Annotated in this window: 8 protein-coding genes; 6 read left to right on the top strand and 2 right to left on the bottom strand. The window is 44.9% G+C overall.

Annotated elements, in window-relative coordinates; translation table 11 throughout:
* Positions 1–400: 400 nt before the first annotated feature.
* Genes FHW89_RS16995 through FHW89_RS16985 form a run of 3 tightly spaced genes read left to right on the top strand, consistent with a single transcriptional unit; the run spans position 401 to position 6,376 of the window.
* Complete coding sequence (locus tag FHW89_RS16995) at positions 401–3,376, top strand: glycosyl hydrolase family 28-related protein (protein WP_216650603.1); 2,976 nt, start codon at positions 401–403, stop codon at positions 3,374–3,376.
* Between the two features lie 30 nt (positions 3,377–3,406).
* Entirely contained in the window at positions 3,407–5,236 is a 1,830-nt protein-coding gene (locus FHW89_RS16990) for a glycoside hydrolase family 9 protein (protein ID WP_172336255.1), read from the top strand.
* A gap of 15 nt (positions 5,237–5,251) precedes the next feature.
* A complete protein-coding gene (locus FHW89_RS16985; RefSeq protein WP_172336254.1) occupies positions 5,252–6,376 on the top strand; it encodes a redoxin family protein in 1,125 nt (374 codons plus the stop codon).
* A gap of 161 nt (positions 6,377–6,537) precedes the next feature.
* Here the strand turns inward: FHW89_RS16985 and FHW89_RS16980 are convergent, their stop codons facing one another.
* On the bottom strand, positions 6,538–9,456 hold the full coding sequence (locus FHW89_RS16980) for a triple tyrosine motif-containing protein (RefSeq protein ID WP_172336253.1): 2,919 nt from the start codon (positions 9,454–9,456) through the stop codon (positions 6,538–6,540).
* A gap of 283 nt (positions 9,457–9,739) precedes the next feature.
* Between FHW89_RS16980 and FHW89_RS16975 the strand changes: the two genes are divergently transcribed.
* Complete coding sequence (locus tag FHW89_RS16975; RefSeq protein WP_172336252.1) at positions 9,740–10,507, top strand: ThuA domain-containing protein; 768 nt, start codon at positions 9,740–9,742, stop codon at positions 10,505–10,507.
* A gap of 401 nt (positions 10,508–10,908) precedes the next feature.
* On the opposite strand, the gene FHW89_RS16970 is transcribed toward FHW89_RS16975, so the two are convergent.
* The gene (locus FHW89_RS16970) at positions 10,909–11,679 is read right to left on the bottom strand and encodes a ThuA domain-containing protein (protein WP_172336251.1); all 771 of its coding nucleotides are present in this window, start codon (positions 11,677–11,679) and stop codon (positions 10,909–10,911) included.
* A 182-nt stretch (positions 11,680–11,861) separates the two neighbouring features.
* Here FHW89_RS16970 and FHW89_RS16965 point away from each other — a divergent pair, with 182 nt between their 5' ends.
* Together FHW89_RS16965 and FHW89_RS16960 are read left to right on the top strand one after the other, a co-directional pair.
* Positions 11,862–12,404: a DUF4468 domain-containing protein gene (locus tag FHW89_RS16965; RefSeq protein WP_172336250.1), complete on the top strand. Its 543-nt coding sequence runs from the start codon at positions 11,862–11,864 to the stop codon at positions 12,402–12,404.
* 27 nt (positions 12,405–12,431) lie between these two features.
* Positions 12,432–13,187, top strand: coding sequence for a ThuA domain-containing protein (locus tag FHW89_RS16960; protein ID WP_172336249.1), 756 nt, complete (start codon positions 12,432–12,434; stop codon positions 13,185–13,187).
* Positions 13,188–13,195 lie beyond the last annotated feature (8 nt).

Below are 13,195 nucleotides of genomic sequence, written 5' to 3'. Positions count from 1 at the left end.
GAAATAAGCCATGCGACAGTATGCTTATCCAGGTTATAACACTTTGCAAGTATGCTATAAAGTTAAACCATTTTATAGTTTTGATGCACTACATTACCACTACTGCGATCTGAAAATGATGATATTAACAGGGTTTAAAGGAAGAAAAACGCATAGTGCCGGTACTACAGAAAAAATGCAGAGCAACAGAGACAGAGAGTGAGCCAGATTCGTCTTCCGATCTTTTGTAACTAATTTGATATAATATCTTGTTGGCAATATTGGTAGTGGTGATGTAGTGTTGGTAAAATAGCAGTTGGGGAAACTAATATCGAGCTTTGTTCTGGCTGATCAATGCTGCTTTATACCCTGTTACATTCAATTACCAATTGTGATACCTTATCTAAAATTAACACCAACCGTGAAGAAGTTCTTTTTATTGACGCTTTTTATACCATTAATTTATCATTGCGGCTTTGCCCAGGCCCCGGATGCTCCGTTTGGGGCTGCCAGGTCATTTTATCAGCAACGTTTGGATGATAAAGAAGCTGTTTATTTTACGCCTGATAAATACCCGGTTAAGGCCGATGGTAAAACTGATGTCTCCGATGCGCTGCAGCAGGCTATTAAAGACCTGAAGGATAAAAATAATTTCGGCGTGCTGTTTATCCCCGAAGGGAAATACCTCATCAGTAAAACCATATTTGTACCCCGGGCGGTACGACTGATCGGCTATGGCAAAACCCGCCCGGTAATTATCCTGGCCAAAAACTCACCGGGATTTCAGGTGGCAGATACTACGGATAAAGGCAAGGCCAAATATATGTTTTGGTTTGTAAATAATATATCCAAACCCGGTGAAGAGATATCAGACGCTGGAGCCTCTACCTTTTATAGCGCCCTATCCAACATCAACCTTAAAATTGAAGATGGCAACCCGGTAGCTGTGGCTTTGCGCACGCATTATGCGCAGCACAGTTTTATAGCTCATGCCGATATTGACGCAGGTAAAGGTAAGGCTGGGATGTTTGATGTAGGCAATGAAATGGAAGATGTACGCTTTTTTAACGGCGATTACGGTATCCTGACCACCAAACCGTCACCAGGCTGGCAGTTTATGATGGTGGATACCTATTTTGAAGGGCAGCGTAAGGCTGCCATCAGCACACAGGAAGCCGGATTAACCATTGTACGAATGCAGGTAAAGAATGTGCCTACGGTGATCGAGATCCATCCTAATTATCATGAAAAGTTGTTTGTGGAAGATAGCCGGTTTGATCATGTGAGCGGTCCGGCTGTGGTGATTAGTAACGAGGATAATGCTTTTAACCAGATCAGTCTGCGTAATGTGGACTGCCGCGATGTAAAGACACTGGCCAGCTATCGCCGCAGCAAAACAACAACCGCTGGCCAGGGCGCTATCTACAAAGTGAAAAATTTTATATACGGTTTGCAGATGGATAACCTGACCGCCGACCCGGTGTATAAAACCATAAAAGAGATACAACCACTGCAATCTTTCCCACCGCCGGCCAAAAAGGATATCCCTGATTTCCCAGCGATAAGTACCTGGGCCAATCTGCAAACGCTGGGTGCCAAAGGTGACGGCGAAACGGACGATACCAAAACCATACAAGATGCCATTGACAAATATCCAGCTATTTATGTGCCATCAGGAAGATATCGCATCACCGAAACTTTAAAGCTAAAACCGAATACGGTGCTGATAGGGTTGAATCCCATCGCTACACAGATTATATTGAAAGATAATACACAAGCTTTCGGCGGTTTCGGCGGACCTGTGCCGATGATCGAAACCGGTAAAGGCAGCAACAATATTCTCACCGGGATCGGTTTATCATCGGGGCGAATCAATCCGCGGACAGTGGCCTGTAAATGGATGGCCGGCGAAAACTCCTACCTGAACGACGTGAAATTTTTAGGAGGTCATGGGGGGATGAATAAACCTGGTGAACAGGCTGGCCCTGGTTTATATCGCGGTAACGACAGCGATATGTGGGACAGCCAATACTGGAGCCTTTGGATAACCGACGGGGGCGGCGGCACATTTAAAAATATCTGGAGTGCCAATACCTACGCTACGGCCGGGGCTTATGTTTCCAATACCAGCACACCAGGACGTATTTATGCGCTATCGGTAGAGCACCATGTACGCAACGAAGTCCGTTTTAACAAAGTAAGCAACTGGAAGGTATACGCCCTGCAGCTGGAAGAAGAAAGCCGCGAAAGCACCGAATGCCAGCCGTTGGAACTGGAAAATTGTACCGACATAACCTTCGCGAATTTGTATATGTTCCGGGTTATCCGGGTGATCAAACCTTATCCATATTCTATCCGCAGCTGGAATAATAAAAATGTGGAATTGTTGAATGTGCATAACTACAGCCAGATCAAATACACCACTACCGATCCGCTGTATGATGTCGGTACCAATACTACGGTGCGTCCATGGGAATTTACACGCCTGGTCATCAATAGTACCACAACAACCAACGAACAACCCGTTCAGGGCAATGTGCAAAAACTGGCGTCGGGTTTTGAGTTTGCCAATAGTCTTTGTGCCGACAGCAAGGGCAACGTTTACTTTAGTGAAGCCAGGATGAGGCGTATTTATAAATGGGATGCGAATACCAAAACTATCAGTTTACTTGCCGATTATCCCTGGGAACCACTTTCGCTGGCCTGCGATAAAAATGATAACCTGCTGGTGGTATTTAAGTATACCCCTAAGCCCGGTTACCTGATTGATGGCAAGCCCGAAGAATTTAAAAATCCGGCTGATGCATCAGGTACATCTTTTAGCGGCTGGGGTAACTCAGGCTTTGGCAGTTTGGTTTATTCAGTAAATACAGGTAATCCGGATGAGAGTATTCAATTGTTGCAGAAAGAGGCCATGCCAACCGGCAAAATTATATACCAGGCGCTTTACCCGGCGCATCGCTGGCGTGATTATCATGATTTTAATACGGTATCTGTTAATAAAGCAGCCGAATGCTGGGTAGCGCCGGATGGAGTTACCATTATCCCTGTGGTATATGATTTGGCCCGCTCCAGTGCCCTGGTTGCCGCCTATCCCGGTAAACCGGTTTATACTACGGATGAATATGATAAACGTACAGTACAGCTCAATGTAAGTAATGAAGGCTACCTGAGCGAACTGAAATATTTTGCCGAACGGGGTGAATTTGATTCGGCAGTTGACGCAAAGGGGCATGTATATATTGCCGATGGACAGGTGTATATTTATGACAGCACCGGCAAACAGATAGGTGTGATCAAAGTGCCTGAACGCCCTACATCGCTTGTTTTTACTAAGAATGGAAAAACTTTGTACGTTACCGGGCATAATGCGCTGTATTCCATTGCCATAAATTGATAAATTTATATAACCCTAATACCCCAATCTATGAATAAAACAACATACCGTTTCCTGATCTCTCTACTGGTTCTGTTCCCAATCATAACCTTTGCGCAGCGAGTTAAAGTGGTAACCAACCAGGTAGGTTATGAAGATACCAAAGCTAAAAAGGCTGTTGTGGTGACAGACAAAGCCTATGCCATCACCACATTTCAATTGGTGGACGCGGACGGCAAAGTTGTATTTTCTGGCAAGCCAGTATACAACGGTAACGTAAAGGGATGGAAAAACAGGGAGTTCTACACGCTTGATTTTAGTGGTTTTGCTACTGCGGGCACCTATCAGGTGCAGATCAGTTTATCCGGTAAAAAGATAAGTTCCTACCCGTTTAAAATTGGGAAGAACGTGTTGGAGCAGGCTACACTATCTGATATAGTATATTACTTTAAAGGACAGCGTGCTGCTGGCGAAATAGATAAGGCCGATCATCATTTGCTGCTGGCTGGCAGAACTAAGGATACCATTGATGCCCATGGTGGCTGGTATGATGCCACGGGCGATTACGGCAAACATTTTTCGCATCTGTCATTCTCCAATTATTTCAATCCGCAACAGATACCATTGGTGGTATGGAGTCTGCTGAAAACCAAAGAGATCCTCGATAAAAAAACAACGACTGATTTCAGGCAGATCAACCGCCGTATTTTGGATGAAGCGACTTATGGCGCCGATTACCTGGTACGGATGCAAGTCAAAAACGGTTCTTTTTATCGGTCGGTATCGGCTCCCGGTCCGGGCAAGCTGGCCAAGGACAGGGTGATCCGGGCCGAAGATGCTTCTTATCGCATCAAACAAACCAAAGATCAGCCATTTAGTAACAGTGCCGAAAATAAGGACTGGCACCGATACCAAACCAGCTACCGATCGGGTGGGGGTATGGCCATTGCCGCTTTGGCCATGGCATCAACCATCAAAGTAAACGGCGATTTTACCAGCGAACAATACTTACAGGCTGCCGAAAACGCCTTCCAATTCCTGGAAACCAATAACAAACTCATGACTTTTGACGGCCGCGAGAATATCCTCGATGATTATTGCGCCTTAAGCGCTGCCACTGAATTGTATAAGGCCACCAAAAAGCCGGAATATTTAACGGTTGCAACCAAAAGGGCAAACAACCTCATCAACCGGTTATCTGCCTGGAAAAACTATCAAAATTACTGGAAGGCCGATAGTACCGACAGGCCATTCTTCCATCCTTCAGATGCGGGCTTACCGGTTACCAGCTTGATCTATTATTATCCATATGCTGATCAGGCTATGCAGGCGTCCATCAAAAAAGCCGTCAAAGCATCATTTGATTTTGAGCTGAAGCTTACCCATGAGGTGAATAACCCGTTTGGCTATAGCCGCCAATTGGTGCAGGATACCCTGGGTAATAGGCGCACCTCGTTCTTCTTTCCGCAGGGTAGCGATGCTTCTCCATGGTGGCAGGGTGAAAATGCGCGCTTATCTTCTATGGCCACCGCCGCGCGCCTGGCTGCCGGTTTGTTTGCTGATGATAAGGCTTACCATGATCAGCTGGAAACTTTCGCTGTTGATCAGTTGAATTGGATACTGGGTTTGAATCCCTTTGATGCCAGTATGCTGCAGGGCACAGGGCATAATAACCCGGCCTATGGTTTCTTTGGTACGTTTGAGTATACCAATGCGCCCGGCGGTATTGTAAATGGCGTAACCGGCGGATTGACTGATGAAAATGATATCGATTTTAATTTATCCTATGCCCAGATCCATAAGGATTACGACTGGCGCTGGGCCGAACAATGGTTGCCGCACACCGCCTGGTACTTGTTGGCTGTGGCCGTACACGAATAATTAGCTAAGAAGAATATGAAAAAGTTTTGTTTGATAACCATTATTGCTTTACTGACCCTGTCACGGTTTAGCTTTGCACAGGTAACGCATACCACTTTAGCTACGGGTGCATCTGCTCCGGATTTTAGTCTGCCTGGTATTGATGGGAAAACGTATACGTTACAATCATTCAAAGATGCCAAAGTGTTGGCTGTGGTGTTTATCTGTAACCACTGCCCAACATCGCAAGCCTATGAGGATAGATTGGTGAAACTCACCAGCGACTATGCCTCAAAAGGTGTAAAAGTGGTGGCTATCAATCCCAACAACCCGGCCTCGCTGCGTTTGGACGAATTGGGTTACAGCGACCTTGGCGATTCGTTTGAGGACATGAAAGTACGCGCTAAAGACCGTCATTTTAACTTTCCTTATTTATATGACGGCGAAACAGAGGTCGCCAGTAATAAATATGGTCCGGTAGCTACGCCGCATATCTTTATTTTTGATAAGGATCGTAAACTCCGTTATAATGGCCGTATTGACGATATGGAGAATCCGGCCAAAACGCCACGATCACTGGATGCCCGCAACGCTATCGATGCCGTACTGGAGGGTAAGGAAGTAGCGGTTCCGGTAACCAAAACCTTTGGCTGCTCAATCAAATGGGCCGAAAAGCAGGACTGGATCCAGAAGGCGGCCGTAACCTGGGCCAATGAGCCCGTAAAACTGGACACGATTGATGCCGCGGGTATAGCCAATTTGGTAAAAAATAAAAGCGATAAATTAAGATTGATCAACTTGTGGGCTACCTGGTGCGGCCCCTGTGTGGCCGAATTTCCGGAGCTGGTGACCATCATGCATCTCTACCGTGATCGTGGACTGGAATTTGTTACCATCAGTGCCGATGATCCATCGCGCAAGGATAAGGCCTTGAGCTTTTTGAAAGGCAAACAGGCATCCGGCCCCAACTATATTTATACCGGCGATGATAAATACAAGATGATAGAGGCTGTTGATCCTAAATGGGATGGCGCCTTGCCATACACCATGCTGGTTGACCCAGATGGCAAGGTAGTTTACGGCAAGCAAGGTATCATCAATCCCGAGGAGCTCAAAAAGATCATCTGGGATGACCAAACGATGGGGAGGATATATAAGTAGCACCCCACCCAACCCTCCCCAAAGGGGAAGGCTTTTAAAAAGCACGCGTCATTGCGAGCGACAGCGTGGCAATCCTTAAAATACAGAGCGGCTCTGCACATCGGGGATTGCCACGTCGTTCCTCCTCGCAATGACGCCGTGACTATACTGTTGATCAGAATCTACTTCGTTATATCAATCAAAAAGTCATACAAATTAACTTCCGTTGCTAAACCCAGCTTTTTGCGTACGCGATAACGGCTGATCTCGACACCTTTGAGCGAGATATTCATCAATTGGGCAATTTCCTTAGAGGTAAGGTTAAGCCGCAGATAGGCGCACAGTTTCAGATCGGTTGGACTAAGCCCCGGGAAACGGGTTTTCATAATGGAAAGGAAATTGTTGTGTACCTGATCAAAATAAATGGCAAAGTGGTTCCAGTCGTCGTCCTTTTTTTCGGTATCGCTTACCAGTTTAAAAACATTCCGGAATTCGTGGGTCAAATCGGGCATGTTCACTTTTTTGATGGCAGCTACCAGTTCTTCCCGAATGTTGAGCAGGATACGGCCGCGCTCCACCAGGTGCATGGTAATGGTGGCCAGTTCCTTATTCTTATAATTTAGTTCCGATTCCAGGTTGTTGTTTTTCAGGGCGATGATCTCTTTCTCATTCCTGTCGAGCTCCAGGCTGTGCAGATAGCTGAGGCGGCGTTGTTCTTCTTCGTGTTTCTGCCGGTGCAGGTCGAAGCGTTTCCGTTGCTCTTTAATAGTAAGGTAGATGGCGAAAATTACCAGTAAAAGATAAAAAAGATAGGCCCAGATAGTTTGATACCAGGCAGGATCTACCACAAAGGTATAACTCACCGGCGCCGAGGCATTCCCCAGGTTATTGCGTACCCTTACCGAAAAAGTGTACTGGCCGTAAGGTAAATTGGTATAATCCTTCTCGGTTTTTACCGACCATTTTGACCATTCATTATCAAAGCCTTCCAGCTTATAGGAAAACTCTTCGTTGCTCTTTTGAGCAAATAAGGTTGAAGAGTATTCAAAATGAAAAGAGTTCCAATGGTTGGATAAGGTAACGATCTGCTTTTTGCCCTGAACGGTCGCCACATCGTTATCTTTCATAAAGTAACCGCCAAATATCAGGCTGTCCTTTTCGGCAATGGCCTTTACCGTGGTCAGCAACACATTCAACTTTGTTTCCGATTGTACGTATTGCCGGTAATTTAAATGAAACACGCCGTTGTTGGAGCCCACGAAGATGTTTTCCTTATTGTATGGATAAATATATCCGGCCCCTTTCACGGTTTGGCCGGCAAGCTCCGGGAAATAGATCACCGTATAAGGTTTACCAGCCGATGGCTTGCTAAAATCTACCACACCAACCCGCTGATCGCTGATAAACCAGACATTACCTGTAGAATCAGCGGTCAAATGTTCTATATAGCTATTGTCAAAAATAGGTTTGTAAAATGCCGATGGCTCAAATCTGTTTTGACTGACATTATATTCATAAACGCCTTTTTCAGTGGCTACCAGTATTTTACCCCTGATAAAATAAACATGGTTGTTTAATACCGATGGCAGTCCGTTACGATCGGTGTATTGTGTGTAGCGGATGATCTTTCTTCTATCGGCAGATAACTGGATCTTATAAACCCCACGGTAAGCGTGCGATGCCCAAATTACATGATCGTCATTGTCTTTTGCCAGGGTGGGTAACGATTCATACAGGGCATCCATTTTAACATCGGCCTTAAAATCATTCCCATTATTTTTGATCAGTTGTAAACCGGTATAAGTACCTGCAATAATATCAGGCGAAGAGGGGATAGGTACAAAGCGCCAGGCACCTTCCCGGTTGGTGATCTGTTTTACACGGTTGTTATCAACCACCAGGGCGCCATCCTCATGCCCAACCAGCAGGTTGTGGTTTATTTCACGCAGGCTCCAAACCTGGCCCTTGGTGTTTTCTACTTCGGTAAATGTGCCTTTATTGTTGCTTATATCTTTTTGCCGTGCATCAAGCGGAACATTGTATAATCCGTTTGAAGTGCCGATGAACAGTTTTTGATTAAACACGCTTACCGCATTGCTTTTTAACTGGTTATCCTTATTGGCATAAATACGCTTAACCGAGGTGTTATAATTGATAAAATCAATGCCGCTTTCCAGACCGAGCCAGAGGTTCTTGTCGCGGTCGAGCAAGAGGCCAAGCACGTTATTATTTTGCAGCCCTTCGTTGTTGGAGAACCGTTCTACCACGTTGCCCTTGCCGTCAATAATGATCAGGCCGCGGGCTTTGGTGCCGATGGCATAACGATCGTCGCCTATTTTTTTGGCGCAGTTCACCAGGTCGTTCTGTAAAATGGGGTCAATGGCGGTAGGTTTTTTAATCAATGTCGATCCTGTGAATAAAAACAGACCTTGTTTTAAGGTGGTGAGCAGCACCGTATCACGGTTGTAATCCATCACCCCGGTAATATGCAAACTGGCAGTTGGCAATGGGGTATGACAGAGTTGCCATTGATGATCTTTAAAGAATACAAGTCCTTCGTCCTTATCCTCGGCAAATAATTGCGAACCGGCTTTTGCCAGTAACCGCCAGCCACCCGGCGCGTCGAATGTTTTGATCTCGTTATTATTGTATTCAAAAACACACTCAATGGTACGAAAGAAAACTTCATTTTTGAAGAGTACAATGCTCCATATATCGGCAAATTGCCTGGCCTTTTGCGGCATCAGGTGTTTAATGGAATGGTATTTTAAGATACCGTTAGCATCTGGGAAAAAATAACCTATTTCGTCCTGTCCGCCTACAAATATCTTTCCATCCGGGTCAATAGCCAGGGCTTTGATAGTGCCCTTATTGGGTAGGGGATATATTTTCCAGTAACTGCCATCAAAAGTTAAAAGTCCGTCGTTATTGGCAAAATACAGTATGCCATTGCGGTCCTGTTTTACATCCCAGACTTCGGTACTGGCATTATAATCGGTATGTGTATAATTTTTGATAGCAGGCACACCAATGGTGGTTTGTGCTCCGGCCGTAGAAACCAAAACGCGGCAAATAACAATCAATAGAATGATTTTCTTCATCAACAAAGCTTTCCCCTGGGGGTATTTTAAAATGTTTTATAAAACCGGCGGTATCAGGCGGGCACGGTAACTGGATTTAAAAAGGTAATTTAAAAAACATTTAAATATAAAGCATAAAAGTTTTGCTTGTAGTGGAGCTAAAGATCGATTTTCAACAGTATTGAAGTTTTTTGAAGGCTTTTGTAGTGTTAATGTAGAGGCGATGGGCATTGGTATTACAGGCACTTGTGCTGACATTTGAAAGCGCTCAAAACACCTTTCACATTCTATAAAATTACAGATCATGTATTTTCAATTACTCAAGCAGCTCATTACCGGCATTATCATTTACCTGTTTTTTGCCTTTACCGGAGCTTACGCCCAAACCACAAAATTTCGGGCGCTGGCGGTATTGTCGCGTTCGGATGATCATGAAAAAATGATGATGGCCGCTAAACCTTTCCTGGAAAAACTGGCGAAGGAAAGCCACTTCACTATAAATATTACCGATGATACCAGTAAGATCAATGATGCAAATCTGAAAAACTATGCGGTGTTCGTCATGGTGCAATTGGCTCCTTTTGATATGTCATACCAGCAGCAGGACGCCCTGCAGCGCTTTGTAGAACAAGGTAAAGGCTGGGTTGGTATTCATGCTGCCGGTTTAACCGGGAAAGATTTCCTGGCGCCTAATACCCGCTATTGGCAATGGTTTGAGAGCATGATGGGTAATGTGGTTTATTCACCACACCCGGCCTTTCAGAAAGGGACAGTAATTATCGAAGATCGCAGGCATCCGGTTACCAGGAATCTGCCTGCCAAAATGGAAATTGAGGACGAATGGTACGAGTACAATAGAAGCCCACGCGGCGAGGTGCATGTGCTGGCTACTGCCGATGAATCTTCCTACAAACAAGTGAAACCGATGGGCGACCATCCCATCATCTGGACAAACGAGCATTTTCGGCGGGTGGTATACATAGGCATAGGGCATTCACCGGTATTGCTGCAAAATCCAAATTATGGGGTATTGGTGAGGGATGCGATTTTGTGGGCAGCGAAGAGTAATTAGTGAATTGTTGATTTAGTGAATTAGTGATTTTTCTTCCCCCATCATCAGATAAGCTTCGGGCGAAAGCGGGCAGAACAATGGTGGCTTGTGCGGCTGTGGGGCTTAGCAAGTTTTTGCTGAAGCCTGGGAGATGAGGGAACGAAGTGGGGCAAAATAATTGCAGCCCTGGTTCTGTCTGATTTGCGGGGCAAAGGCCACGAGCGCAAAGAAGCATTTCTGCTGAAGCCTTTTTGGTTACTTTTGTGGCGACAAAAGTAACTGGCCCTCCCGCGGCCAAGAGCGGGTATACGCCATACTTGTTGAAGAATAGATCCTTCGCTCTGTTTAGGATGACAAAAATAGTTGTATAAGGTCCTCTCTTCTTTTCCCGTCAGCAGAACAGCTCCGGAATCAATAATTCACTAATTAACCTTCACTGCCCAGAATATCGTGTTTCTCACGAGGGTAGTAAAGGTGCTGTCCTGAAAAAGCTCGGGGAAGTGCCCCATGGCTATGTATATGTTTTTGGCTTTGATGTGCTCGTTGGTCCAAATCACCGGGTGATCGCCCATTTTGATGGGCTTGTCGGGCACATAGGTTTTTTCGTCAATGCTGGCCAGTACATGCACATTGGGGCGCGGACTTTTATTGTACGTATACCATTCATCTTTGGTAGTGAACGATGCCGGTAGGCCAGCCATAATAGGGTGGTTTTTGTCCTCAACAGTAAGCAGCGCGGTGGTGCCGCCATGTATGGTGTCTTTAAATTCAATGCCACCCATAAACTGGCAATACCATTGCCACATAGGGTAACCATCAAACACACCCAGCAGTGTGGGGTGATGAAAACCCATCCAGCCGCCTTTACCCTGTTCCAGGTACTCGGTAAAAGCTGCCTGGGCTTCCGGTCCCCAGGGGTAAGGCGGGTAATCTAGCTGGATAAACAATTGATATTGCTTTAAAAAATCTTTGGTTATGGGCTTGGTATCGGTAATATAATCAATGGTGAAATTACTGTCGATAGCCAGCTTATCCAACCATATTTTGGCGGCTGCATCAAACAGGGCATGTCCGCCGCCAACTTCGGCAATGGCAATAGCCCGGAAACGCGGGTGTTTATTTTGTGCAACACTAATGAGCGAATTGCCAACAACGAATAGTAAAATGATAGATGTAATTTTAAATGTTTTCATAGCATGACCTTAGGTTTAGGTCGGGCAATTATAGGAGAAACTTTTTGTCCAAAAACGGCAATCAGTGTATCGTAGTGGTAAAGTAGGGCAGCTATAACGGCTTTTTACAAGGGCAAATTAAGATATTTGATTGCTGTAGGGCCGCTGACGTAGAGGCCTTCATTTGATTACCTATAACCTATATGAAAAGAAATCCGATTATTATCCTCTGCTTCATGTTATGCTGTTTAGTATTGCCGGCATTTGCATTTGCCCAGGCAGATACCGCGAAGATTGATATCCCCATGAAAAATGGGAAAGTGAATTATGAAAGCACTTCAAAAAACATAGCCGGTAAAGCCGAATTGCTGAAGCGGGCAAGTAAATGGTTCAATACCGTATTTCCGGATCAATCGGAGAGTAAAGCTGTTATCGATCAACAAGCCGGAACCATTAATGGCTTTGGATTGTTTAAAGTAGTCACCAGCGATTCGGGAAATTATTATTGGTTAAAATTCAATGTGGCTATCGCGATAAGTGATACGGGGTATACCTATCGCGCTTATAATTATTACGAAAAGCCTATAGAAAAGGGTATCACAAATGAATACTCCAAAATTGAATACCGCTGGTGGGATTACCGCCAGGGCCACCCTTGGTCGGCAGAGGATAAAAAGTTGTTTACCGGGTTAAATAACAATTCGCGTACGCTGCTTACCTCGTTTAAAACCATTATGGATAAATAAAACCTTACATACATTATACAAAAACACATGAAAAAATTATTGCTATTTATTTGCCTCGGCTTATTCATTTGCCTTAACCTTAGCGCACAAACCAAACACTTTAAAGTATTGGCTTTGTACGAGAATGGCGGGCATCATATTGATTTTTCGAAACGCGCCAAAGTATGGCTGGATAAGCTGGCCACCGAAAAAGGTTTTACTATTGACTATATTCAAAATACCGATAAAATAGATGATGCCTTTTTAAGCCAGTATCAATTGTTTCTGCAGCTGGATTATGCACCTTATGCCTGGACAGATAAAGCTGTAGCCGCTTTTCAGAAATATATTGATGAAGGAAAGGGTGGTTGGGTAGGTTTTCATCATGCTACGCTTTTAGGCGAGTTCGATGGCTATCATGAATGGCAATGGTTCTCGAACTTTATGGGCGGTATCAGCTTTAAAAATTACATCGCCACATTTGCCAAAGGAAAGGTGAATGTAGAAGACAAAAAGCACCCGGTGATGAAAGCTGTGCCCCCCTCATTCCTGATACAACAGGAGGAATGGTATACCTACGATAAAAGCCCCCGATCCAATGTACACGTGCTGGCCAGTGTTGATGAATCGACGTATGATCCACAAGGCGATATCAAAATGGGCGACCATCCGGTGGTTTGGACAAACGAGCAGAAAAAGGCCCGTAACGTTTATATTTTCATGGGGCATTCACCAAACCTGTTGGATAACCCGGCCTGGGTGAAATTGGTCACTAATGCTATTTTTTGGGCTGCAGGTAAATAATGTTGATA

The sequence above is a fragment of the Mucilaginibacter sp. SG564 genome (assembly GCF_013149275.1).
Classification (GTDB): Bacteria; Bacteroidota; Bacteroidia; order Sphingobacteriales; family Sphingobacteriaceae; genus Mucilaginibacter.
This window is presented reverse-complemented; position numbering and strand designations above follow the sequence as displayed.